This is a genomic window from Paenibacillus luteus, assembly GCF_006542765.1.
Lineage (GTDB): Bacteria > Bacillota > Bacilli > Paenibacillales > Paenibacillaceae > Pristimantibacillus > Pristimantibacillus luteus.
This window is the reverse complement of sequence record NZ_SKCD01000049.1, coordinates 1-26,445: the sequence shown is the minus strand read 5'-3', so window position 1 is coordinate 26,445 and position 26,445 is coordinate 1. Positions and strand designations below refer to the sequence as shown.

Here is a 26,445-nt window from a genome sequence, read left to right as displayed (position 1 = left end):
CTTTTACAATCGAAAGAGAATCCATGGTTCTTTGGGTTACGAATCGCCGGATCGATTTGAGGAAATGTACTACAACAAGATTAACTAAATACTCTTATTGAGTGTCTACTTTCTTGACAGAGGACCAAAAATAGATCTATTCCATCGGAATTGGCCCAATTAGAGGAAATAGATCTAAAAGTAGATCTATTCTGACGACGGAGGCTCAAATCGGCGGTAGGAGGCTGGTTTTCTGAGTAATAGGTCTAAAAAATAGACCTATTTCATCAGATATAGCCCATTTAGAGGAAATAGATCTAAAAAGTAGATCTATTTTAACGACGGAGCGCCAAATAGCCGGGAGAAGGCTGTTTTTGAGAGAAACCTCTCAAAAACAAACCTCATCTCCCAATAATTCAATAAACTACCTGCACCGGGTATTCAAACGAAAATATGGCATCACCCCTATCCAATACCGAGAGCGGCATCACACCCATCCACAGGTCGATATTGGTTAATCCTCATTGGGGACTAATCGGCAAGAAGCCCGCTGAAGGAGCAATCCTCAGCGGGCTTTGAAGCATAATTTTACTTTTTTACGATTTTACTTTTTTACGATAAATGTAATCGTAGTTCCCTTGTCTGGCTCGCTTCGGATTTGCAAACCTTGCCCGTACAGCTGCTTCAAACGCCGATCTGTATTGCGAAGACCAATGCCCTGGCCCTCTTTTGCCTGACCTTCGAGCAGTTGCCTCAGTTGATCCGCGTCCATGCCGACACCATCATCTTCAATGGCGATTTCGGCAAAATCATCATAGTCGGACACGCGAATCCGTATGGTGCCGCCTTCCGCCCGCGCTAATATCCCATGCTTTATCGCATTTTCTACGAGCGGCTGGATCGAGAGCGGCGGGATATCCAGCTGTAGGTCCTCATCTGCCTCCCATATGAGTTGAATTCGTTCCTCGAAACGTGCCTTTTCGATATGAAGGTACGAACGTACAAGTCCAAGCTCATGCCTGAGCGACACGAAACGCTCCAAATTACGAGAATTAAAGCTGGCACGCAAATATTTGCCAAACATATCAAGCAACGACCGCATTTTGGTAATATCAATTTCACTTAGCGCAGAGATCGAATTCAGCGTATTAAACAAAAAATGTGGCTGTATTTGCGCCTGCAGCCAGGCTGCTTCCACACGCAAACGTTCACGGAACGATTTTTTGCTATCCGTCAGGGCACGGACCCGTGATTTCAGCTCCTGAACATCGACTGGCTTCGTTAAATAATCATTGGCCCCTGCTTTAAATCCAGCATCGATATCTTCTGCCCTGCTGCGTGCGGTCAAGAGCAGGATCGGTAGCTCCGACAACGTAAAACGCTCACGAATAGCGTACGATAATTCATAACCCGACATCTGCGGCATCATCACATCCGCAATAATGAGATCCCATTCCCTTGTCGTTAGCAAAGCTACCGCTTCTGCTCCGCTAGTAGCAGTCACAATATCATATTGGTCTAAGGAAAGAACACTCACCAAAATGTCTAAATTGATTGGATCATCATCCACGGCTAAAATTCTCGGCCTCTCGGCAAGCGGATCAAGGCTTGGCTTGACCATAGGGAGTAAATTAGCTTTGGCATTAGCTGCAGCTAACTCCAATGCAGCTCCAGCCAATGCAGTTGCATAGGCCGTGGACTCTAATTGAACCGCCATTTCGCCTTGCGGCAGCGTAAAGGTAAATACGGAGCCTCGACCTGGAACAGAGCTAACCGATATCTTCCCTTCATGAAGCTCCACCAACTGCTTCGAAATACTGAGTCCGAGCCCAAGTCCGCTGACGTTCACAGCATTCCCCACATTGCCTTGCTCATAGGGGGCAAATATCGTTTGCTGCAGCTTCTCGGAAATCCCGATTCCGGTATCTGCAATGCTAATCACCGCCTGTCCTTCCTGCACATGGGCATCGATGATAATTGTCCCTTCATTCGTAAACTTCGCGGCATTGTGCAGCAAATTAAACAATACCTGTACTAACCGGTCTTCATCCGCTCTCACAGGCGGAAATGAATCGGGAATTCGGTTCAAGAGCTGAACAGGCTTGCCTTTGATCATATAATTAATCATGCCAAGCACACCGGAAACGGTAGCCTGCACCTGTACGTTCGTCAGCTTTAGGTGAATTCGTTTCTCTCTCAGCCGGGTAATGTCCAGCAAATCATTTAACAGAAATGACATGCGTTTGCCCACCGATACGAGCAGCTGCATTTGGTCACGGTTTTTGGCATCGTCCACTTTGCCTTCTGTGTCTAACACAGTCTGTGCAAGGCTTAACATGCCATGAAGAGGATTTCTAAGCTCATGGGAGGTCTGAACCAAAAATTGGTCCTTGAGCTTGTCTTCCTCGATCAACTGGTTGGCTAACTGCTTCGTTTCGGCAGAATTGCGCATATAACGACTGAACCAATAGGAGGCAAATGCGATAAACGAGGCCATCATATCAAATGGATAATAATCCATCTCCATCCAGCCCGTATTTTTGACCACTCCCCACAAAATATTAACCATAATGCCGCTTAACCCAAGTAAAATAAAAATAACGTCCCTATCGCCTCTTGCCGCGGATAATAGGGAAAGCACAGGAACGGCTAGGAAAGGGATCAGCACTAGGACGGCATGCATGATATCCGTATACGCCAGCCAGGAAACCGGCAAAACAAACACGGCTGCCGCATAGATGATGCATAAGGTTGAATACGTTCGCAGCCCCCAAAAAGACTTGTAATCCGGCAGCAGATGTTTGGCATAATGAAATAGGCAAACCGCCAGTCCCAAATAAACCAAATAATACAGCTTAAGATTCCACGCATAGCTGATCGGCAGCCAGACTAGCAGCAGGAAGCTGTTGTCTATGAGAATTGAAATAATCCCAAAAATAAGTAATAGAAAAAAGTAAATCAGCGCTTTTTGGCGAACGCCCATACAATAAAGAATAATGGAATAGATCGCATGCCCAAGCAAAAGCAGACATACGGACAATTGCAGCCCGGCGGAAAACCAAGTGCTCCTATTGACGGCATGATCATTTCCAAATTTAATCGGCCAATAGATGCCGCCTGCAATGCGGTCGTTAAAATTTGCCACTTGTACGATAATATCAATTTCTTTCTTATTGGAAGTAAAGGTTGCTGAGTAAGGAACGATCCTCGGTTGATACTGCCCGAAGGAAGGACCTGGATTGCCTGATTGGGCCAATAATTGACCATTAATATATACTTTGGACGAAGTCGGAATTGTCGGTAGCCGCAGGCCATAAATTTGCTCGCCTTCCGTATCGACCAGCACCCGCAAGCGGTACGATCCATATCCAAAATTCGGATTCTGCTCATCTTTCATCAAATGGTCCCAGCGGCCGGGAACCTGAATGGTCGTTTTAATCATCTTTTCTGCGAGATCCGCGTTTTCTGCTCCTGTCAGCAATTGCTGGGGATAAAAGTCCCATTCGCCATTCAGAGAAATCGCACGGTCCGCCGACAAATCCCACTGTCGCAAATTCAGTTGTCCTTGTACAGCCTGCGCCTGGTCTGGCGGCGTCACCACCATAACCCAAAACAAACGCAGCCCTGTCAAAGCCGTAATAAATATCGTCATAAGCAGGAATACTTTTCTTAAATTTTTCATATCTCTAATTTTCGACAAATAATAAGTTATTCCTTTGCCTTGCCATTATTCTCTTCATTGGTTTCCTTTTATTTAAAAAAGGAGGTATTTTTTGGAATGAAGCATTCGAAGATGATTTTCCTTTTGTCAGTACTTATTTGCTTGTTGCTCGCTTCCTGCCAGAGCAAAGCTCATCCAGAAGCAGAGGACTCTCAACAGGGACCTGCTGTCGTAGAGCTTGTACAAATCGAGAATAGCGGCATTAAGGATTGGAAAATTAGCGTGGAAATCGTACAAGCCACTTCTACCTCATGGTCCTATGATCTTTTTTTACAATATACAGGAGACGGCAACGTCGAACAGCTTTACATGAATGCATCGGATTACAAAGCTGAGCTTCGGACGGATAACTTCAAGAGTGGCATGACCATTAATCCACTCGCACTGCCCAAAAACACTGATCCACTGAGCCTAACTCTTAATTGGAAAATCAATGGAGAAGAGCAAACGGGGACCACCTATTATAAAATTAGTAAAATAGCACTGGAAACTGCGTCATAAAAGGATTCGCAGTAGGGAAACCGAATGTTGTTTGCCTTTGGCTTCCCCGTTGCGCTTGATCATGCTAAATATATCGTTATCAAAGAAAATAATGTCACGGAGACTAAGGCTTATGATATGATTTAACAGCAAGCTACAAAAAGGAGATAATGCCAATTGCAACTGATTTGTGAAACACCCCAGCTAGAAGACTACTTGGAAGAGACGGAGATAATTAATTATAACCATAGCGCCATAACAGAACTTGTAAGCAGCCTTATTTCTACTGAACAGAATGAAAGCGCTCGGATTAAACAAGCTTTTCATTTCGTACGGGATTCCATCTCACATTCCTGGGACATTCAAAGCAATCGAATTACCTTAACGGCATCGGAAGCGCTCCTGTACAAAGAGGGAATTTGCTACGCCAAGTCCAACCTGCTGGCCGCACTGCTTCGCGTACAGGGCATTCCTGCCGGCTTTTGCTATCAAAGGTTGACAATCGGAGATATGCCGGACACCGGCTACTGCATCCATGCCCTTAATGCCGTTTACCTACAAGAGCATAAGCAATGGATTCGATTGGATGCCAGAGGCAATAAGGAAGGCATATCCGCTGAATTTTCCGGCTTGCAGGAAGCACTCGCTTTTCCCGTGAGGCCTGAACTCGACGAGTTAGATTATCCAACCATCTATGCTCGCCCCCACGCCAGTACACTCGCAGCCCTTAGAAGAAACAACGACGCGCTGCATATGTATTTGCATGACTTGCCTGAACGGCTGTAAAGCGAATAGATAGTATACACTCTGATTCTCTATTTCTTCGCTTATCCCTCACACACCCATACTTCTTCTTCCCGCTTTCTCTTACAGTTTTTTATTGCGCACACTCTCGCTATTTCATGATCTTTCCTCTTAATGAGCATTCCGATTACCCTTTACTCCTCCTTCACTCATTCCCCTATTACTCCGCCTTACTACTTCCACGCACTCTCTCATTCTCTCTTGCAAACCCATAATTCCTCTTTTAATTAGTTCATCCCTTGACCAATAAGTCTAGGCAACCCTCTTGCTTTAGGTTTTTTCAAAAAAAACACGTTAACTCCATAATTATATGCAAAGCTAATTTGCTCTAATAGACAATATAATTAAGCATTGCTCCAGTCAGCTTTAAATTGAAATTCACTGACTTCGCTCGCGCTAACAAGGAATTTAATATTTTGCATAAATTCATCATATAACTTACGAACCCAACTCAGGTTAATTCAGCTGGAATTTCTCCCGCTAATCTCAAGGAATTAAACGAAATGGCCAGAACAGCCTAAATTAACGGGATTAATTCCAGCTAATCCACTATACGAGTGAATATGTCTATTTTAGCGGGAGAAATTCCACCTATTTATAAGCCCATTTAAACTATTCAACTCCCACTCACAGAAAATCAAAGAAGAAGAAGAAGAAGAAGAAGAGCTTATTTCGATATCAAGTCCGATTCACACCTTACAATTGTACTCCTATCTAGTCACCTAACTAATAATCGGCTTATTTTTGCATTAAAACAACCTTGTAAACATCTTTTAACACACTTGAATCTATACTGAATAAAATAATTCCCGTTTCTGCGAGAAGCCGCCTCCCCTACATTTCACTCAGTATTTTTTGCATATTTACAACCTGAATCCCCTATTTCCATTGTAATTGAGAACGATTATCATTATAATGAAGGGATCGTATCGCTTTCAGTTCAATCTGCGTGTTGATGCAGCAGAGGCAGCTGAGAGAGCGGATTGGAGGATTATTTTGAAATGAAGCTGGACGAGCATATGCTGCTGTGGAATCAAGCAGCCGTAAAGATACTGGACATCCGGCATATGATAATGAACCCGGGAGAGCTGCTGGAGCATTACCTGCTGCCGGCAAGCAGCTTTATTTATAGTGTACGAGGCTCCGCCAGACTGCGGCTGGATGGCATGCAGCAGGAGGCGAACCACTTTCACGTGCTGCATGGTGGCAAGGGCGCACTTCTAGACATAGAGGCTAGAGAGGAATTCGAATATTACCTGCTATTTTATAGGGCAGTGTATGCCTTCCCCCTTAGAAAAGAGCTCACACGGCTGATGGATCGGCATCAACCGTTCGCGCTGCAATATGGCTTCGAGCCTGATGAGCCGCTCCCTTTACTCGGATACCTCAGCCGCATCGAGCAGATTTGGGAAGGTGCGGGAAACCTCGATCAGCTTCATATTAAGTCGTTGTTCTATCAATTTCTGCATGAGCTGCTGCGTCAACTGGAGATGCAGGGCATTAGCAAAAGAAAACCGGATTTGGTCGCCCAAGCGATTCGATACATGGATGCACACTATCAGGAAGGTTTAACGCTGGAATTGATCGCAGAGACACTTAATTATAGTCCACGCCATCTTTCGATGCGTTTCAAGGAGCAAACCGGCGAAAGCCCCATTCATTACCTCATTCAGGTGAGGGTGAGAGAAGCTGCCCGGCTGCTTCTTGGCACAGACGCTGCTTTACAGGAAATCGCGCAGACCGTCGGCTATTCAGACGTCTACTATTTCAGCCGCATTTTCAAAAAATATACGGGTCTATCGCCTGTTCGCTTCCAAAAGGTAGAGCGACAGCGCAGACGTTCAGAAGATCATCCATTTAGATTGGCGGGAATATCCATTGGATTACCGGAAATGGGACGTTATATTGATAACGATGGTGATAATCATTATCAATATAAACGTGGAGGGTCTATACGAATGAGAAGAAATACAAAACCTGGCTTGGCTGTGAGCCTGCTGCTGAGCTTGACATTATTGCTAGGAGCCTGCTCTGCAGGCGTAACCAACGGAGGGGCCGCTAAAAGCAATACAAACGGCACTTCCGGCAACACGGCTGCAACGGCTGAAGCCAATTCAACGAACACCGCCGATGGCAATCAAGCGAATGAAGCACAAACACGAATTGTTCCTACGGCCATGGGTGACGTCGAAGTGCCTGCTAATCCCAAACGGGTTGTCGTGCTTTACTTGCTCGGCGATGTTGTTGCAATGGGAATTAAGCCTGTTGGTGTCTCTGAGGTTTCCGAAGGCGCCGCTTTCGAGAAGGAGCTTGCAGACGTGGAGTCGCTCGGCACTTGGTTCGAAATCAATCCCGAAGCCGTCATGGCGCTTGATCCGGATCTTATTATCGTTCCTTCCGAGGAAACCTATAATAAATTAAAACAGATTGCTCCAACGATCTATGTTCCCTATGACACCATGACAACAGGCGAAAGACTTGCTTTGCTTGGACAAGCGTTCGGCAAAGAGCAAGAGACGCAGGCGCTTCTCGACAACTTCAATGCAAAGGTTGAAGAAAGCAAGGAAAAGCTGTCGGCAGCAGGCCTGAAGGACAAAACAGTTACCATTATTGAAGGCGGCAAAAAAGAAATGGCCGTAATTGCAAGCAAGCAGTTTGGACGCGGGTCCCAAATTGTTTATGAGTATCTAGATATGAAGGCGCCAGAAATTTTGCAGAAAAAAATCGATGTGGCTACCGAGGCGTCAGGCGATAGCGTTTCTATGGAAGTCCTGCCAGAATATATCGACGACTACGTCATTCGCTCTTCTTATGAAGGAATGGACGATCTAACCACCAATCAGATTTGGAACAGTATTCCTGCTGTGAAAGAAGGCCGTCTGATAGAGCTTAGCTTCAGCTTATCTTATTACAGCGATATCTTCTCTCTCGACAAACAACTCGACTTTATCGTTGAACAGCTGCTGGCGACAGCAGCGAAAAGCTAAATCAGCATGCTTGGCTTAACAATACAGCCAATTTCGGGAGGGCAACCGTCCAAGCCGCGCTTTGCCGCCATGATGGCGGCCGGCTTCGCGATCCTGCTTCTCGCAGCAGCGGCATCGATCTCCTTCGGTGCCGCCCGCATGGAAGTCAGCACCGCCTGGTCGGCTCTCTTTACCTTCAATCCTCAACTCATGGAACATCAGATCATCCTGTATTTGCGATTTCCGCGAACCCTAGCCGATATTATGGTCGGCTCCAGCCTTTCCGTGGCCGGAGCCATCATGCAGGGCAGTACGCGCAATCCGCTCGCCGATGCAGGATTAATGGGTATTAATACAGGAGCTGCGCTCGCGATGGCTATCGCTTTGGCTTTCATTCCGGGCAGCAAGTACACCGTACTGCTGCTCATCTGTTTTCTCGGCGCGGGACTCGGCGCTGGCTTGACTTACTTAACGGCTTCCCTAAGCCGCAAAGGCATGTCGCCGCAGCGACTCGTTCTGGCCGGAATGTCCCTCACGATGCTGTTCGGCGCAATCGGCACTTTCATATCCATTAATTTCAAGGTCGGCCAAGCGCTCTCCTATTGGACTTCAGGAAGCGTCGCAGGCGCGAGCTGGAATGAGCTTGCTTTGGTAGCCCCATGGTATGTAATCGGAATCGCGTTATCCATCAGCCTTGCCCGGTCCATTACGATTCTGAACCTGGGTGAGGAGATTGCCCGAGGCGTCGGCCAACGAACAACCCTCATCAAGCTGCTCTCGATGCTTGCCGTCCTGCTGCTCGCGGGGCTTTCGGTTATTCTTGTTGGCCCAATCGGCTTCGTCGGCCTCATTGTGCCGCATATTATGCGGTTCATGGTTGGCGTGGATTACCGCTATATCATTCCAGCATCCGCTCTGTACGGCGGAATCTTCATGCTAATTGCCGACCTCAGTGGGCGATTGCTTAATCGGCCGAACGAAATCGCTCTAGGCATTATTTTCGCAATCGTCGGCGTTCCCTTCTTCCTTATGATTTCCCGCAAGGAAAGGAGGGCCTTTGAATGAATCCAGAAGCGCAGCTTCGCAAGAGAAGCTTGCTGATTGCAGCACTCTTGCTGCTGCTTATCGCCAGCGTCCTTCTTAGCATGAATGTAGGCAAGATGCCCCTGCATCCGGGAGAGGTATGGAAGGTGCTTCTCGGCCAAGGAACCGACAGGCAAAATCTTGTCATCTTTCAGTTCCGGCTGCCACGCATCGTGCTTGCCACGCTCGTGGGCATGGGCATGGCAATCTCCGGTACGGTGATGCAAGGATTGCTGCGCAATGATCTCGCCGATCCGGGCATGCTTGGCATTAACGCCGGGTCCGGCTTGATGGTTCTTCTGTTTATAACCGCATTCGGCCTGACTGGGCTGTCCTCTGCGTTCCTTCTTCCGCTGATGGCTTTCGTCGGCGGATTAATGGCCGCCCTACTGATATATTTGCTTGCCTACCGGAAACGAAGCGCTCCGTCCCCGACGCGGCTAGTCCTTACTGGCGCAGCCATTAACGTTGGCCTTAGCGCATTGACCCTATTCCTTACGCTTAAACTGAATGATGAGCAATATGCCTTTGCCCAAAAATGGCAGGCTGGTTATCTCTGGGGAACCGAGTGGCGCTATTTGGCCCTACTTGCTCCTTGGGTACTGCTGCTCTTCCTTTATATTGGGTACAAATCGCTGGTACTCAATGCTTTGAACCTTGGCAATGAGCTGGCCACCGGCATCGGTGCGCATGTCAGGAAAGAGTTTCTGGCTCTTGTTATCGCAGCCGTCGCCATTGCGGCAGGCAGCGTGGCGCTTGGCGGCTCGATATTCTTCCTCGGGCTCATTAGCCCCCATGTCGCGCGCAAGCTGGTTGGTCCGGACCACAAGCTGCTGCTTCCGGCATCTGCGCTCATTGGCGGGTTAATTATGCTCAGCGCGGATACGATCGCCCGTACCGTCAGCTTCGGCGCCGACATCCCTGCGGGCATCATCGTTACGATGCTCAGCGTACCTTATTTCTTGTATTTACTGATGCGCTAAACGAATACTATCAAGCAGAAACGCCTGACGGCGTTCTTTCTGTAGACGCCATCGTTTCTGTGAAACGTATAGAGAAAGTATGAGCAAACTCCTATACTTTCCTATACGTCAAGGTGAAACGGCTTCGCCGTCCTCTGCACGAGGAAGCGATCCGTTTCTCGCAGAAATATATGACTGCTTTATTGTGTAAAACATATAAACTCAACTTTCGCAGAGCGAAAATCATCGTACACCTAAGGCAGGCTTGAGTTAGAGCCAATTTAAGTAAGGGTATTGCCAACATAGAAAAACAGCACTTCATTTGATATAGTGAGATTATCGAGATCCACTAAATCACAGAAGAGGTGTCCTTTCCATACTGGTTCCCGGCATTCCAGTAGTCGTTGTCTTTGTTCGCCATCGCTCCAAGAAAAACGAATGGCTCGCCATTCTATCGACAGATCTTATGCTGACGGCTCCGGAAATCATCCAGACGCATGGTCTCCGTTGGGATATCGAAATCTTTTTCAAGTGCGTCAAGTCCTTGCTGCGTCTGCAAAAAGAGTTCCAGGGTCACTCTTACGATCTGCTTATTAGCCATACGACCATCGTCTTTTCTCGCTACATTCTTCTGGTCTGGCAGCATCGGCAAAGTACGAATCAGTGGACGCAAAGTAGAAACACGAATACGGTTACTGGAGATGTGAATGTGAATTTAATAAACATTGAAACTGGAAAATCGTTTGAAATTACACTAAATGAAAATACATCAACCGGATATTCTTGGAGCTACGTAACGGACGAAAAAGGGTTGAGCTTAGAGTCCGAATACATTAAAAAATCGAAAACAGAGAATGAAGCCTTAGTAGGTAGGGCGCATGAAAAAGTGTTTATGTTCAAAGCAATGAATTCAGGCACTTACATCTTGACCTTCAACTATTCCCAACCTTGGGATCAAGGACAGAAGGCTGCAGAAACCAAAGTGTACACCGTGAAAATTGTGAAATCATATATCAAGAGTTGTGAGCAGTCTTGAGCTCATTAATACAACTTTCATATTCGCAAAAAGGCCGGTGTCTCTCCCAAAGAGAAACCCAGCCTTCAGTCTTGTTCCATTATTGTCGCTAGTACTGCTTGGGAGGTATTTCTGGTGGAATGTCCGGCTTGATCTCAGGTATTACATCCGGCTGAATCTCCGGTTTCCGATCTGGCACAATCTCTGGTATCGGTTGATCGGGCCTGATTTCCGGTGCGTCTGGCGGTGTAATTTCCGGTTCATTGCCTGGATTAACGTCGGGAATTTCCTGCGGCTTGCCTTCGTTATCAAACATCCTTCAACAGCTCCCTTCTCTTATAAACATGTATACCCAAAAAACGCCTAGTTCTAACACGTTCCTGTTTTTTTCAGCCCCCCCTGAATTTATTTAGTGGTGAAATACTTTAAAGCGAAAGGATTACAGAAGCATTTTAAATGTATGGTCTACTCTCTAATTATAAGATTAGTTCTCAATTACAATACGGTTCAGCTTCACGTTAACCGGGTTCGCGAGAGTGTCCCCAACCGGGCATTTGCACTCTAGAAATTGAATAAATTCTTCTACCTTTTCCTGAGGCGAATCTGTCTTGATATAAAACGTATAACGAATATCGGAGTAGCCAGGCCGAACCTCGGAACGGTTGAAAAAGCCGTCCAGATCAAGCTCTCCTTCAACCTCTACACGGAAATCGTCAAGCTTCACCTCGAACTTGGTCGCGTATGCTCTCGCCACGATGGATTGACATGCAGCCAGCGACGCCAGCAGCGCCTCGACCGGATTCATCCCCGTATCGGTTCCACCCAGGCTCTTCGGCTCATCAATCGTCAGTTCGAATTGTCTAGCCGTCGTTTTGACTTTAAATCCCTCTTGTAACTGTGCAGTCGCTTTAAAGGTTTGAACAGCTGCCATGTATATACTCTCCCTTTTCAATGCCAAATGTATCCCTATTTAGGAATTATCAATTCATACCTAAATACTAGGAATAATTAACATTATAGCAATCGGTTTGGAAGACTGTCAATGACCGGTTGTGGGCAATTGTGGATAATAAAAGGAAACAGCTGGATAAAAAGCTTCAGCTGCTCTATTAGTGCATACTATGAAAGTAGACTGCCCCTTACAGCTCCGACGCAGCCTTCAGTGACAGCCTACTTCTTCATCTTATATAAATTATTTCTCCCAGCCTTTGACGTGATCGCGCCAGGCATACTTTGGCTGCCAGTTCAGCAGCCGCTTGGCTTTCTCGTTGCTGAGCAGCGATTCATGCCCCGCCAGCGCCGTGCGGAAGTCACGGACCTCCGGAAAACGCGCAGCCATCAGCTCACGGCTTGGAACCGCCATGCTGGAATCATCCGCGGCTATATTGAGCGCGACGCTTCCGAGTCCCTCTGCCTCTACCGCTAAGCGGCAAGCCTCCGCTGCATCCCGTGTATCAATATAGCTCCACAAGATGCGCTCGCGCTGCTCCGGATCATGAACGAAAGACGGAAACCGCTCATAGGCATCGGGTGCGATGACATTGCCCAGACGGAATGAAACGACCTGCATGCCCGTCCTGCGATGAATCATATCCGCTGTCTGCTCATTAACAATCTTTGATAAGCCATAGCTGTCCTGCGGCACTTGCGGATGAGCTTCATCTACCGGCACATACTGCGGTCCGATCCGCTCCCGCGCAAACACTAGCCCATAGGAAGATTCGCTCGAGGCGATCACCGCTTTACGAATGCCGAGTCCCGCCGCTGCCTCCAGTACATTGTAGGTAGACATGACATTATTTTGAAACGTAACCTCGTTTGGATGCGAATAGGCAACGGGAATGGCAGCCAAATGCACGACGGCATCCGCCCCAGCCAATACGCCGTATACTTCGCCAAGCTGGTTCAAATCGACAATGACCGAACGGCACAGCGGCTCTGCCAGATGCTTAACATCCGCGTTGACGACCTCATACCCTTTCTCGACAAAATGCTTGACCACCCATCTACCCAGCATCCCGCTTCCGCCTGTAACGACTACCTTAGGCACTTCGTTTCCTCCTTCTTACGCTTCTAAAATTTGTTCAATCCGACTGATCGCGTCCGGGATGAGGACGATGCCCGAAGCCTTCGCGTTCTCCTCCACCTGTTCGGGACGGCTGGCGCCGACCAGCGCGCTTGATACATTTGGCTGCCGCAAAATCCAGGCGAGTGCCAGTTGGCCAACCGTTAGCTCAAGCTCGGACGCCACTTTGCCCAGCTCGCGCACTTTCTCGATTTTCTCCTCGGTTACATTTTTCCGCATGCCGTCAAGCTTGGCGGCACGGCTGTCTGCAGGCAGCTCGTTCACAGAACTGTACTTCCCGGTCAGCAGCCCCTGCGCAAGAGGCGAGAATACGACTTGTCCAATGCCGCCGCGCTCTCCGTAAGGAATGACTTCCTTCTCGATATAACGGTTGAACATATTATAAATCGGTTGATTGACTATGATACGGTCCAGCAAATAACGATCCGCGATCGCATGCGCCTCCACCATTTGGGCCGTTGTCCATTCGCTGACGCCGATATACAGCACTTTGCCTTGACGAACCAAATCGTCGAGCGCCCGCAGCGTCTCTTCCATCGGCGTGCTCGGATCATGGCGGTGGCAGTAATACAGATCCACATAATCCGCGCCTAGCCGCTTTAAGCTGGCATGGCACTGCTCCATAATATGCTTGCGGGACAAGCCCCGGTCATTGGGACCGTCGCCCATCTGGCCAAACACCTTAGTCGCCAGCACATAGGATTCCCTTGGAAAAGCACGGAGCGCTTCACCCATCAGCTTCTCCGCCTCGCCTCGCTCGTACACGTTGGCCGTATCATAAAAATTAATGCCCAGCCCATAAGCCGTTTGTATCGCCTTTACCGCATTTTCGCGTTCGACGTAACCTCCATATGTCAACCAGCTTCCCAGACTAATCTCGCTAACCTTCAACCCGCTCTTTCCTAAATGACGAAATTGCATCTCTACTCATCTCCTCCAGAATGGTGTGTAAACAATGAAAAGGCTTTCTAGCACTCCCCTCTCTATTCTAGAGAAGATCGTATCAAGATGTAAGTAGTGAAAAATAAGTCACTATATTATATAACCTATATCTACTATACCTGAGGTAACTACCTTAGCAGGCGATTTCATCAGCTGTGGTTGATGCCAACAAGTATCGCCTCTCCGTGCGCAAGTCCATCTCTATAAATTACTGTATTAGCGATGTGCGAGTAGATTATAATTCGGTGGCACAGATACAGCCTATTCTTTCAATTTCCTTCGGGATGATTTGATAAATATCCCATTGCAAATGCAAGGCGAACGCTTCGTTTCAATTGATCAATTTTTAACTTGGTTAACCTTCTTTTTTCTCAAATATATCAACTGAACTCTCACAACCAACCTTTTATTACTCAAAATATGCCGTGCTCACAGTTAATTTTTTCAATACTCCCCGTCGTTTAAACCTGCAGCATGATCGTTCAGCTTCGTAGTCGATAACTTCTCCCCATTTAATTTAGAAGGATTTTCTCCCGCTATAAAGCGGAATTTTGGCTCTTTGAAGCATTTATATGGAATTTCTCCTTCTATTTCCAGTACATACGAATAAAATGACGCAAAACGTCTGAATTAACAGGATATTTCCTGTTATTTCATTCCCCTCACGAATAACGCCATTTTAGCGGGAGCAATTCCATCTAAATCATAACTACCGGCCTATGCTGCTCCGTAAAACGGAAGAGAGCTACTTCTCTCGTTAGCATCCTAAGTAAGCTCTTATAGCAGAAAAGCATGCAGCGGCCGATTATCGGCTGCACTGCATGCTTTCCTTGAACAAGTTAGAATCCTATTCCTTACCCCAATAGATTACACCTAACTTAAGCGATGGAGACGATATGCGTCTCTCCAGGCGCAACCGCAATCTCCGCATACGCATAAGGACGGCCAAGCTTATCATAGGCGCTGGCACTTTCGATCACTTCACCATTATGATGCAGCTGAACCGGAGCTTCCACCGCCTTATAGAACACCGCTCGCCATACAAGCGCTTCGCCGGATAGGCTGGTAAACGCCGTAGACGTTCTGCCTGTATGCTTCACGCTCACTGTTCTTCCGAGCACGGAAACTTCAGAAATTTCCGCCCAGCTCACTTCCTCCGTTAAGCGCGACACCGTAGTTACTACATTGCCGCCATCTGCCGAGATGCCCATCAGCTCGGAAACGACCGCCCCGACTGCAGAATAGGATACTTCGGGATATTCGCGACGATCTAGCGCGGGGTCCATCAACGCCTTCAGGCTGCGCAAGCCCTCGCCTTCTTCGCCGCATCGGTAATACGTCTCCGGCAAATAAGACATGCCCTCCACGTTGGAAACGCCTTGCTTATGCATCTCGCGCAGCGCACCCTCCCGCTTCTCTCTATCTGCAATCGCTTCGTAATAGAGTGGCAGAAATTGGCCCTCACCGGACTCTGCCGCGAGGAAGCCACCGTCATGTCCCAAGGCGACGAAGAAGCAACCGCCTTCCTTATCCCACCACTGCTGCTCAAGTTGCTGGCGGAGATGTGCCGATTTCGCCGAGTATTCAACATAAAGCTCGTTGTTCCCTAGCTTTTTTTCCAGTTCGGCATAGGCTTGATAGCCCGCGATCATAACCGCGATCAAATCGGCTCCAATCTTGGGATAATCCCCAGCCTCGTTGTAGCTGGCAAGCCCTCTTCTTCCATAGGAAGGGTAGTATTCCGGAATGCCGTCGCCGTCTTTGTCCCATGTCTTCACGTATTCTGTTACCGACAAGCGATAGAAGTTTTGCAGAACCGGATCTTCCAAATAGGAACGGTCACCCGTCCACAAATATTGCCGGTAGCAGGCTTCAATCACATCAAAGTTGGCAGGGAGATTGTACCAGAAGTCCTCGTCATTCTCGTAGTCCACCGGCGCGGGCTCGTTATCGCCTGTAATCTCCCAGTAAGTGCAGTAATCTTTGCCCCTGCTGATATTCTCGGCAAATCGCTGCATCATATTGCGGGTATGTGCTTGCAAGCCAAGCACGGAAGCGCCCATGCTTTGATGGGAAATATCCCGCATGCAAAACGCTTCTCTCCCGGGCAAAGCCCCTTCATACCAAAGGCCGACGGGATCGCTCCCGTCATGGGAGTAAGCCAGCGCCTGTCCCTTCGCCCACTCAAATCCTTGGTTCAGCGCCTCGTCATCTGAGCGGAACATTATATTGTTTGAGGCCATCTTCATCACCGATTATCCTTTCACAGAGCCGATCGTCAGGCCCCCAATAAAGTATTTTTGCAGGAACGGATAGACAAGCAGAATCGGTACCGTTACCAAAATCGTCGTCGCTGCGCGCAGTGTCAGCGGAGATAAGCTATTGAATTTCTGATAGATCAATTGCTGGTCCATAATTTGCTGGGAAGCTTCAACCTCCAGAAGCAAACGCCGCAAGTACACCTGCAAGGTATCGAAATGCCCGCTGGAATTATACAGAATGACATCGAACCATGAATTCCAATGCCCCACCGCGGCATAAATGAATACGGCGGCGAACACGGGGAGCGACATCGGAATCACGAGTCTAATATAAATCGTAATTTCCGTTGCACCGTCCAGTCTCGCCGATTCGAACAGCGCTTCCGGCAGCTCCGAAATATAAGAGGCCATAAGCAGCATGAAATAAGCGCTGATCAGCGTAGGAATCCAGTACACGTTAAAGGAGTCTGTCAGCCCAAGCTTAACCATCAGCAGGTAAACCGGGATAAGCCCTCCGTTGAAATACATGGTAACGAGGAACAGGATGCGCATAAACTTGCGCCCGGAGAAATGCCGGATGCTTACGATATAAGCAAGCAGTCCCGTCACGAACAAAGCGGTGGACGTCCCCACAATTACGCGCAGCACCGACCAGCCGAAGCCTTCAAGCAGCTTATGGTTTTGCGACAGCAGAACATAGGCATCCAGTGAAAACTTCCTTGGAAAAATATAGATTCCGCCCCGCGCGGCATCTGCTCCATCATTCAAGGAAAGGGCCAGCAAATTCAGAAAGGGATAGGCGACCATTGCGCCAAATAATAGCAAGACGGTAATATTCAAGACATCAAAAACGCGTTCAGATGCCGGTTTAGTTCGTGTGTTCATCCTGTAGGCTCCTTTCTAGAATATCGAGGTTTGCATCAATCGTTTCGACAGCCGGTTCGCGAGCACCACCAGCGTAAGCCCGATTAAGCTCTTCATTAACCCGACTGCCGTACCGTAGGAGTAATTGCCCAGCTGCACGCCGAAACGGTAGACATACGTATCAATGACCTCATGATAATCTCGGGTCGTTGGGCTACCCAGAAGCAATTGCTGCTCGAAGCCTGCATTCAGGATGCCGCCGAGCGCCAGAATGAACAGCAGGACGATTGTCGCCCGTATCCCTGGCAAGGTAATATGCCATATGAGACCGAAGCGTCCCAGCCCATCGACTCTTCCCGCTTCATATTGCTCGCGATCAATTCCCGCTATTGCGGATAAATAGATAATGGAGCTAAAACCAATTTCCTTCCACAGGTTGCCTGAGGTAATAATCGCCCAAAAATATTTTCCTTCTCCGAGAAACAGGATAGGCTCCTGAATGAAGCCCATGCGCTGCAGCAGATCGTTGATGATGCCATCGCTGCCAAGCAGCGTAAACAGAATGCTGGCTACAACAACCCAAGAAATGAAATAAGGAATGTAGGACAACGATTGTATCGTTTTCTTAAACGCGCGGTTCTTAACCTCATTTAATAGCAAGGCCAGAATAATCGGCGCCGGGAAACCGATACAAAGGTTCAGCAAGCTAATGACGATTGTATTGCGCATAATCATCCAGAAATCAGGCTCTTGGAAGAAGCGGATAAAATTGTCGAAGCCGACCCAATTGCCAAACAGCGTCTGGCCGGGAATATAATTTTGAAAGGCAATGATTAAGCCGTACATGGGAAAATAAGCAAAGAGCAGCACCCACAGGATAATCGGTAAGCTAAGCAGCCAAATTTGTCTCTCTCTGGAAAAGCGTCTAAGGTAGTTCATGATTCGGCTTCCCTCCCGCTCTCCGGTTTATTTCAGCAAAGCAATGTTCTTTTTAAATTGCTCCGTACGGTATTTCTCGATATCAGCAAGGCCGATTTTGATCGCTTTTTCCCGCAGCTCGTCGAAGTTTTTGATTGCTTCCGCTTCAGTCTTGGACATGACTGCCTTCGCAAAGCCGGTTTTGATCAGCTCTTCGATTTGCTGGTTTTTAATCGTAAGCGGATTATCATTCATAAAGCTCACGCGGCGCTCTGTGCTGTCGTAGATGGTGTCGCCTACATTTTCATGCATAAGCTTTTTCCATTTGTCATCTTGAATGAAGTTCTGGTCATACCAAGCCGTGCTCTTCTGGTCGTCGCTGAGCAGTCCCTGAGGATAAGCGAGCCAGAACGAGTTGCTGCCGTTGGCGGCTTCCGTTTTCTCAAAGTCCAGTTTGCCGTCAAGAAGCGCCTGCTTCGTCGTTTCGTTGAACGACCATTTGCCGTCCTCTTCATAGTTCCAGTAGGAATCCTCGATATTGGGAATTCCCCAGCCAAGCAAGCGCGTGCCCACTGGCGTCATCATAAAATCAAGGAATTTAATGATTTCTTCCGGCGATTGCGCTTTGTCCGTCAATACCGTGTAGTTCCACCCGTGCGTGTCCTTCGGCGACAGGTAAGCCTTCTCCGCGCCCTGCGCTTTAAAAGCGATCTGTACGTAACGCTTGTCCTCTTTGTAATCGGCATCCGTTTTGAGCCATACCTCATGGCCGGCATTCCATGACTGCCACCAAGGACCGATATGCCCCGCAATTCTTTCGCTTGAAAATTTAATTCTCCAATCGTCGAACTTATTGACGAACGCATCCGGGTCCATCATGCCGTCAAGGAAAAATCGGTTGTAATACAGAACCGCTTGCTTGCCTTCCTCCGTATTCAGCCAGTGGGTCAAATTATGATCGGCATCCTCTTTGTAGCCGTCCTTCAATCCCCAGAAGCCGAGCGCATTGTTGATGTTCACATCGGAATTCCAAGACAGCGCGTACGTTTTCTCGCCGTTGGCGTTAGTCGGATGCTTTGCCACCATCTGCTTAAGCACGTTGTAGTAATCCTCAGGCGTTTCAATGGCTGGAGCGCCTAGCTCCTGGTACCAATCCCAGCGGATGTGGGCCGTAAAGTCCGGAATCGGCAGATAGCCCCAGCCGCGTGGAATGCCCCACAGCTTGCCGTCTTCATCGAGGTAGGACTCATAACGCGCGCCTAGCTCTTTTTTGATATTGGGTCCATATTGATCCACGAGCGGAGCTAAATCCATGATTTTGCCTTGAGCCTTCCACTGCGAAATCGCGGAATCGTCCATGGCTGCGATGACTTCCGGATAATCGCCGGATACGAGCATCAAATTCAGCTTTTCCTTCGGATCTACGTCCAAGGAGCTTCTCGTAATATCAACGTTAAACTTGTCCAGCAAATAGGTATGAAAGGCTGCTTGTTTTTTATTTATTTTGTCGGGATTGCCCTGGTCAGCCTGATAGAAGTGAATCTTCGTTGTTTTAGCCGGAAGCTTCCAGCCAAACTCGTTCACCGTACCCGCCGCAACTGTATTCCCTGGCGTTTCTTCTCCCGCTTGCGGAGCGCTGCCGCCATTGTTTGTGTTCTTGCCGCTGCATGCTGACAGAATCAGCACGGCGCTTAACAGAATGGCCATCAGTGTAGCCGTTTGCCGTTTCATAAGATGTATCCCCCTTGTAAAAGATGTGCTTGCCCCTTCATTGTAGTCAACCGGGAATTCGAATAAAATGGCATTTTCGTTGCGTCTATGTCGTTTTCATTATCGATGTTAGCGGTTTCATAATTTTCATAAATGCCGCATGTTTTTTCGGTACTCCGAGGGCGACAGGCCAATTTGCCTTTTGAACCGCTTCGTAAAATGAGGATAATCCGGGTAACCGCAGCGCTGGCCAACCTCGTACGTTTTCAAATCGCTATGCTCCAAAAGCGCCTTGGCATGCTCCATCCGGATATGCGTAAGGTAGGCAATATAGGACATGCCCGTCTCTTCCATGAGCATGTGGTAGAAGTGCGTCGAGGAAATGCCGAGCGGGGCAAGCACCTTCTCCAAATGGAGCTCGGAATCCGAGAAGTTTGCCTTAATATAATCGATCGCCTGATGGATCACGCCACGCTTGCCCCAATTTCGCTTATCCCTGATTTCAATTAAAAGGCCCTCCAGCCATCCTGCGAAAGAAGCCGAGGCTTCTTCATAGCTTTGGCTCTCGTAAGGAAATGCCCACGCTTCATGCGGAAATTGCGGCTGCAGCCGGTTTCGGATCAAGGAGGCCGCATCGCGAAGCAGCGACACACGCTCTTCCTGCATGCCCCCCTTATCGTCCATCAGCCCAAAGAGACTGTTCATCTCTTGACGCATACCCGGCTCATTGGCAATCCACAGCTCATGGCCGATTCGCTCTGCCGCCGAGCTAATCGGTACGATTAATTGATTTTTGATAATGGCAATCTGTCTGGATTTCATAAAATGCTCGAATCGCTTGGCTACCAGCCCGAGCACCTGCTCCGGCTTCATTGGCTTCAGGATATAATCCACGACGCCATGCCGCAGCGCTTCCTGCGCATATTCAAATTCGCCGTAGCCTGACAAAATCATAATATCCATATCATGGCCGTCCTCGCGCAGCCGCTGGATAAGCTCGATGCCATCCATAACCGGCATGCTGATATCGGTTATAACCATATGAGGCAGCTCGCGCCTAGCGATTTGCAGCGCTTCCTCTCCATCAGAGGCTTCCCCGACGATTTGGTAGCTTGCGTTCGCGGCAGTCAACATTTTAAATAAGCTTTTCTTGCTCATCGCTTCATCGTCCACGAGAAGAATTCGGTAATTCATGGCCGTCTCCTTTGCTTCCATCATGATGGTCTTCGAGCTTGACGGGTAACAAAATATCAATACAGGTGCCGTCTGCGCCGGATGCGGCGATGAACAGCCCGTAAGGCTCTCCGAACAGCAATCGTATTCTAGTATGCACATTCAGCAATCCGATAGACATTTTATTTTCTGTCGAGGGCCTATGCTCCATCAGCTCCTTGATAGGCATATCGAACAACTGATTATAGGAGTCGAGCACCTCTTCCGTCATGCCCTTGCCTCCGTCTTCTACGGAAACGAGGCAGCCGTCAGCCGTCTCCGCAGCAGATACCCGAACATAATTGGGCGGTATTTTATGCTTTTGAAAGCCATGCTTGAAGCTATTCTCCACGATTGGCTGCAGCATGGAACGGACAGACATCACGCGGTAACCCAGCTCCGGTTTTAATTCAACCGAATAGGCCAAGGATTCGTAACGCTCGGCTTGAATGGATAGATAAGCCTCGATATGCTGCTTCTCGTCCCACAAAGTAACCCTATCATTCGGATTTTGCACATTGTAACGGAACATATCTCCAAGCGATACGATCATTCGGCTGATTTTGTCATTCCCCTCGACGATCGCGCTGGAATTGATAAATTCGAGTGTATTGTACAGGAAATGGGGATTAATTTGCGCCTGCATCGCGTGCAGCAGCGCCTCCTTCTGCTTCACCTCCAGCTCTTTTTCCCTAAGCTCCGATACGTGAACGATCTCGACCAGCCGTTTGATTTCGCCCACCATCTTATTGAAGCCGCGGTAAAGGCTTCCTATCTCAGCGTTCTTGTTCTCCGGGGCACGTACGCTAAGCTCGCCCAGCTCTGCCCGCTTCATCAATCGCAGCAGCGTTAGCAGGGAGTTGCTAAGAGAGTACATGACTGCGCTTGCAACAACCATGACGAGAAAAAACAACAAAAGTGAAACGAACGTAGAAATTCGGCTGACCTTCAGCAGCGAGGAATTGAGCTCATCGAGGAGAACCTCGGAGAACAAGGTAAGCCCGGTGCTGTTGGAGCGAAAAAACACGACCAGCTTGTTTCCTTCATCCGTAGGCATCGTAAATGTTCCGCGACGCTGATCCCCCATTTGCTTGAGGTAATGCTCAGGTATACTCGTTTCTGCCCCGTAGCCGCTTGGGTGATAGGCTGTTTTCTGCTCGGGATCGGCGATCCAAATATAACCTGTTTTGCCAATACGGACATTTTGAGTAATGTTAATCACTTCGTCCAGCTTCAAATCGACGATCAACATGCCCCTATCCTCATCGCCGTAATTCAAACTGCTGAATTTGATCGCCATCGTAAGAAAGGTAGGGCCTTCCTCTTCGTGCTCCAGTCCCATAATGACAAATTTGCCGATGTCCTTCATCCGCTTATCATAGGTAGCAAACCTTCGTTCTGCCGACATAAAGCTGGAGGAGGAGACGGCAATGCCTTTGCCGGTAACGAGCGAAACTCCGTGGATGTCCTCTCTATTAGTCATAAGGGGATTCAGCAGCTTTCGCTCTACTTGCTCGGACAGCCGGAAGCGTTCAAAGGAATCCGTCATCCTCCCGTTTAAGAAATCAGAGGTCAGGTCATTCACTAGAACAGGGTACATTAACCGCTGGATTTCCTTAAAATACGTGTCTAAATGGTCATTGACCTGGTTAACTAACTGATAGCTTGAGCCGATCGCATTCTCCTTGATTGCTTTGTATGATTTCTCATACCAAAATTGGCCAAGCAGCGGAAGAGGCACATACAGCAGCAGCATTAAAAAAATAATTTTCTTCTGAAGCGAAGCATTCATAAAAAATCCCATATCGTCTGCCCCTTTTTGCCATCCCTAGCTATGAAGTTATGCTACCCATTATAATGGATAATTTTGAGGACGAGACCGATTTAAGATTCCCCTAAACGATTGATCATGATTTTGACATGAAACTGATGATTATGACATAACGATGGTTGGGCAGAAGTACCACGAGCCAAAATTAACAGATATTATGAGCACTATTTTCCATAAACCTTTTATTTTAATGACATTCGCTTCCGAAGCCTATATGGCGAGATTGTCTTTTATAGTCCGGGATTATCGCATTTTCATTGCATTTTTATAACAAAAAAATATTTTTATATAATGTCCTTTTATCGCGAAATTATGCTTGTTTTTTCCAAATTACCGCTTAATCTAGAGTAGATTCATCGCATTTATTATAAAGGAGGCGTAAGTCATGAACTGGTTTAAAAAAGGTCTCATAGCTGCACTCGTACTACTGGGGCTGGCTTCAGTTCCGGTCGTCGGATCAGCCCTGCCGGGAGAAATATCGTACAGCAGCGGCGCAACGGTATTCACTCGCTACACCGGATTAGAAACGTTTAACGGAAGCACCTACACGCCGCATTCACCAAGCCGCTATACCAGCAATGAAGTGCGGTTCAAGATGCATTTTGACAAATACCGTTACAAAATCAGAAGCTCCGGCAGCACGACCTTCAACTTTGCCATTGCACGAATTACCCCCGACTTTCCGAACGGTATTTCCATGTATGAGCAAACCTTAAATCCTTACAACGCCTACTCCAATTACCTCGATGGGGACTACTACCTGTACATGTATGACTTTAGCGGCAGCACCGCCAACCTTAATCTTTCCCAAATGGAAATTACCGCGGTTACTCCCGGAGAGGTGCGGCTAAACAGCCCGAGTTCCTTCAACTATACGACAGGTTATGAAGCAGGGTCCGGCTCCTCTTTCCTGTTAAAAGGCAATACGTACACCATCGATGCCTATGTGGAGGGTGCGCCAACTTCAGTAGTTGCTTCCGTAACGACAAGCAGCGGCACGACCACGCTTGGCACAATGGCTTATTCCGGAGCACTGGGGCGCTACACCTTGGACTACACCTTTCATCAACACTACGATGCCCGGAGCGCACAGAAACCGACATTGAAAATAACCGCCACCTATCCCAATGACATCCGGGGGTCCTCGGTCGTCGTCAATTCAAGGCCCATCTATGTCACCGAGATGGATGCAACCTATTACCAGCGTAACGACTCCACATGGTACTACAACTCTCCAACCGACAACAGCTTCGCTGGCGGCGCAACTAGCGGCTTCACCTGCTACCATTTTGTTGCCGACATTTACGATCCGCTGTATGCAGGCTCTCCTCAGCAAGGGAACGACACGGACATTATCAACTTTATGAAAAAACAAGGCGCGCACGCCTCCAGACCCGGCACAAGCTATGCAACCGCGTCGATGACGCCAATTCCTTTCCCTGACGCCATTTATTATACGAAATACCATTTCGCGAAAGTCACAAGCTGGGATGCCAGCGGCAACCCCACCGCAATTATCTCCAAATGGGGCGGGCTTGAGCTCGTCAAGAGCAGCTCTGCCGATCCGTTCGGCAGCTCGATCGCGACCTACGGCACACCGCATATTTACTTTAAAAGATAAACAGCCTGCCGCGCTGAACCTATAGGCTAAGCTACCTGAGTGACGGCGCGATACAACAAGCCCCGCTGGAGCTATCTCCAGCGGGGCTTGTGTCTTCTTGCTTGTTAGCGATCAGCCCGATCGTTCGGACTGCTGATTTTAATCAATCGGCTGTCAGGGTCCCATTCAATTTTATTCTCCAATGCCTCTATGACAAAACGCAAAGGCACCATAGTCATCGTATTGATAATCATCGGGGGATACTCCAGTGTGACAGCCCGGCCGTCGATGAATGCCTCTTTTTCCCTAATGGTTAGGTTAAGAGTGTGACCAGCCGTCGAGATCGTCATCTTCCCTTGTATGTACGATACTTTTGCACCCAGTTCATTAAATGTACTCCTCAGCGGTACGAACGTAACGCCTTTATAGATATACGGATTCGCAGTAAGCGGAAGTTGCTTTCCGTTCAGTTGTACATTGATGGCCTTCATCACCTGCCGCAGCTTTGGGTCCATCTCAGCGTAAGGGATATTCATTTGGTTATAGTAGTCCATAACGGATTCATTTCCCGCTGCAATTCCGAACGGAACCTTCGTCCAGAGCGTCCCGTCTTTTTTTACGATCATCAATTGGTCTTGACTGACCGAATGGACTGCAAAATCTTTAACATCTGAAATGTCTGCTATTTGGAAGGGATAGTTGCGAGTTGTGTCCGGACTATATAAGGCGCTTAAGGTACCGTCAGCATATAGAGCTGCACAAGCAAAGTTTCCGCAATCAATATCAATGGCTGAGGAAGCAAGCTTCTTCCGTTTTAATCCTTGTTGTAACTCCCATACCGTGCCGTCTTGCTCCAACACGAATGTTTTTTCCCATGTGCCATCAACCTTCTTGCCCTTTATACCCTCAAGTTTAACCGGATACATCAGAAACGGGATTTCGTCGCCCCAGCCATAATAATGACCCCATAACCATGTCTCTCCTTGGTTATTGATTGCAGCCGAGGAGAAGCTTCCTGCATGAACGGAAACGATATTCTTAAGCCCTTCTACTTGTTTGGGAACAGCAGCCTTGCTGAACAGTTCTCGGTAATCTGCAGGTTTATATGCGTTTACGTCAATTCTTCCTGATTCTCCAAACGAAGTGCTTCCCCAAGTCCAAACGGTACCATCTGCCTTTAATGCCAAATGATGCCCTTCATTGGATGCGATATCAATGATATCGGCTAAATGATGAACTTGTGCAGGCGCTATAACAAGATCATCATCTTTTTCATTATATGTCCCTAATCCGTTCAGTCCGTTACCATTACCGCCCCAATACCACACCGTTCCATCTTTTTTGAGAACCATGGTGTACCCGTCAAACTGAATCTTTGCCGCATCACTAAACACAGGTACGGCAGCCGACTTAAATCCTTTCGTATTATCGCCGAGCTCACCATAATCGTTCGCACCCCAGCTCCATACAGTCCCCTGATTGTCCAAGGCTACTCCATTTCCCCCGCTCATCTCAACCTGAGTAATGCCAGTGAGAAATTTATTAGTAGGACTCCCTTCCGCCGCTTGCATTGAATTAACAGGTAAGCTTAACACGGCCACAATAAAAACAAATACTAGCATTGCCGTTTGTTGTACCCTAACTGCCTTCATCCTCATCTCTTCGATCCTCCCATCGCCATACTATCGTTCGACTCCTTCATATTTAAACGAACAGTACATCCAACTTGTTGCAATTTATTATATTTTTGGAAATGTAATTCTCTTGGATTGGAAAAGGAATCGATTTGTATAATACGAGAAAGAGGAATAATGCACATCAATCTGCATCCCTGTACGGACTCAGCTGATCTTGGCTTCACTTCAAATCAATTAGTAGGAAATCTGGTCCTCTGTCAAGAAAGTAGACACTCAATAAGAGTATTTAGTTAATCTTGTTGTAGTACATTTCCTCAAATCGATCCGGCGATTCGTAACCCAAAGAACCATGGATTCTCTTTCGATTGTAAAAG

Annotated in this window: 20 protein-coding genes and 1 pseudogene; 9 read left to right on the top strand and 12 right to left on the bottom strand. The window is 47.9% G+C overall.

What is annotated here, in order from left to right:
• Positions 1–353: 353 nt before the first annotated feature.
• Complete coding sequence (locus E0496_RS37295) at positions 354–497, top strand: AraC family transcriptional regulator (protein WP_161601613.1); 144 nt, start codon at positions 354–356, stop codon at positions 495–497.
• Positions 498–583: 86 nt separating this feature from the next.
• On the opposite strand, the gene E0496_RS28150 is transcribed toward E0496_RS37295, so the two are convergent.
• Positions 584–3,661: a hybrid sensor histidine kinase/response regulator gene (locus E0496_RS28150; protein WP_141505182.1), complete on the bottom strand. Its 3,078-nt coding sequence runs from the start codon at positions 3,659–3,661 to the stop codon at positions 584–586.
• Between the two features lie 96 nt (positions 3,662–3,757).
• Between E0496_RS28150 and E0496_RS28145 the strand changes: the two genes are divergently transcribed.
• The 7 genes and pseudogenes from E0496_RS28145 to E0496_RS36720 all read left to right on the top strand — a co-directional run bounded on the left by E0496_RS28145 (position 3,758) and on the right by E0496_RS36720 (position 11,031).
• Positions 3,758–4,201 carry a hypothetical protein gene (locus tag E0496_RS28145; RefSeq protein WP_141505179.1) on the top strand — a complete coding sequence of 148 codons (444 nt, stop codon included), beginning with the start codon at positions 3,758–3,760 and terminating at the stop codon, positions 4,199–4,201.
• Between the two features lie 156 nt (positions 4,202–4,357).
• Positions 4,358–4,966: a transglutaminase-like domain-containing protein gene (locus E0496_RS28140; RefSeq protein ID WP_141505178.1), complete on the top strand. Its 609-nt coding sequence runs from the start codon at positions 4,358–4,360 to the stop codon at positions 4,964–4,966.
• 1,019 nt (positions 4,967–5,985) lie between these two features.
• The gene (locus tag E0496_RS28135) at positions 5,986–7,971 is read left to right on the top strand and encodes an AraC family transcriptional regulator (protein WP_141505177.1); all 1,986 of its coding nucleotides are present in this window, start codon (positions 5,986–5,988) and stop codon (positions 7,969–7,971) included.
• Between the two features lie 6 nt (positions 7,972–7,977).
• Complete coding sequence (locus E0496_RS28130; protein ID WP_206669892.1) at positions 7,978–9,015, top strand: FecCD family ABC transporter permease; 1,038 nt, start codon at positions 7,978–7,980, stop codon at positions 9,013–9,015.
• Positions 9,012–10,016, top strand: coding sequence for a FecCD family ABC transporter permease (locus E0496_RS28125; protein ID WP_141505176.1), 1,005 nt, complete (start codon positions 9,012–9,014; stop codon positions 10,014–10,016). Before E0496_RS28130 ends, E0496_RS28125 begins: the two co-directional genes overlap by 4 nt.
• Before the next feature lie 358 nt (positions 10,017–10,374).
• Positions 10,375–10,659: pseudogene (locus tag E0496_RS35730) on the top strand (IS4 family transposase); the annotation flags it as partial.
• A 39-nt stretch (positions 10,660–10,698) separates the two neighbouring features.
• The gene (locus E0496_RS36720) at positions 10,699–11,031 is read left to right on the top strand and encodes a protease inhibitor I42 family protein (protein WP_241675023.1); all 333 of its coding nucleotides are present in this window, start codon (positions 10,699–10,701) and stop codon (positions 11,029–11,031) included.
• A gap of 88 nt (positions 11,032–11,119) precedes the next feature.
• On the opposite strand, the gene E0496_RS28115 is transcribed toward E0496_RS36720, so the two are convergent.
• From E0496_RS28115 to E0496_RS28070, 10 genes are all read right to left on the bottom strand, one after another.
• Positions 11,120–11,326, bottom strand: a complete 207-nt coding sequence (locus E0496_RS28115) for a hypothetical protein (protein ID WP_141505174.1) — start codon at positions 11,324–11,326, stop codon at positions 11,120–11,122.
• A 168-nt stretch (positions 11,327–11,494) separates the two neighbouring features.
• A complete protein-coding gene (locus tag E0496_RS28110; RefSeq protein WP_141505173.1) occupies positions 11,495–11,941 on the bottom strand; it encodes an OsmC family protein in 447 nt (148 codons plus the stop codon).
• Positions 11,942–12,202: 261 nt separating this feature from the next.
• Positions 12,203–13,060, bottom strand: coding sequence for an NAD-dependent epimerase/dehydratase family protein (locus E0496_RS28105; protein ID WP_141505172.1), 858 nt, complete (start codon positions 13,058–13,060; stop codon positions 12,203–12,205).
• Between the two features lie 15 nt (positions 13,061–13,075).
• Positions 13,076–14,017 (bottom strand): aldo/keto reductase family protein, encoded by a 942-nt coding sequence (locus tag E0496_RS28100; RefSeq protein WP_141505171.1) that lies wholly within the window; start codon positions 14,015–14,017, stop codon positions 13,076–13,078.
• An 899-nt stretch (positions 14,018–14,916) separates the two neighbouring features.
• Entirely contained in the window at positions 14,917–16,287 is a 1,371-nt protein-coding gene (locus tag E0496_RS28095; protein WP_141505170.1) for an MGH1-like glycoside hydrolase domain-containing protein, read from the bottom strand.
• Positions 16,288–16,293: 6 nt separating this feature from the next.
• Positions 16,294–17,184 carry a carbohydrate ABC transporter permease gene (locus E0496_RS28090; RefSeq protein ID WP_139992190.1) on the bottom strand — a complete coding sequence of 297 codons (891 nt, stop codon included), beginning with the start codon at positions 17,182–17,184 and terminating at the stop codon, positions 16,294–16,296.
• Between the two features lie 15 nt (positions 17,185–17,199).
• The gene (locus E0496_RS28085; protein ID WP_139992192.1) at positions 17,200–18,102 is read right to left on the bottom strand and encodes an ABC transporter permease; all 903 of its coding nucleotides are present in this window, start codon (positions 18,100–18,102) and stop codon (positions 17,200–17,202) included.
• Positions 18,103–18,129: 27 nt separating this feature from the next.
• Positions 18,130–19,812 (bottom strand): type 2 periplasmic-binding domain-containing protein, encoded by a 1,683-nt coding sequence (locus tag E0496_RS28080; protein ID WP_206669891.1) that lies wholly within the window; start codon positions 19,810–19,812, stop codon positions 18,130–18,132.
• 126 nt (positions 19,813–19,938) lie between these two features.
• A complete protein-coding gene (locus tag E0496_RS28075; RefSeq protein ID WP_161601612.1) occupies positions 19,939–20,985 on the bottom strand; it encodes a response regulator transcription factor in 1,047 nt (348 codons plus the stop codon).
• Positions 20,954–22,807 carry a cache domain-containing sensor histidine kinase gene (locus E0496_RS28070; RefSeq protein ID WP_141505168.1) on the bottom strand — a complete coding sequence of 618 codons (1,854 nt, stop codon included), beginning with the start codon at positions 22,805–22,807 and terminating at the stop codon, positions 20,954–20,956. Before E0496_RS28070 ends, E0496_RS28075 begins: the two co-directional genes overlap by 32 nt.
• A 412-nt stretch (positions 22,808–23,219) precedes the next feature.
• On the opposite strand from E0496_RS28070, the gene E0496_RS28065 reads away from it, so the two are divergent.
• Entirely contained in the window at positions 23,220–24,455 is a 1,236-nt protein-coding gene (locus tag E0496_RS28065; protein ID WP_141505167.1) for a hypothetical protein, read from the top strand.
• Between the two features lie 104 nt (positions 24,456–24,559).
• Here the strand turns inward: E0496_RS28065 and E0496_RS28060 are convergent, their stop codons facing one another.
• Positions 24,560–26,092 (bottom strand): stalk domain-containing protein, encoded by a 1,533-nt coding sequence (locus E0496_RS28060; RefSeq protein ID WP_141505166.1) that lies wholly within the window; start codon positions 26,090–26,092, stop codon positions 24,560–24,562.
• Between the last annotated feature and the right edge of the window lie 353 nt (positions 26,093–26,445).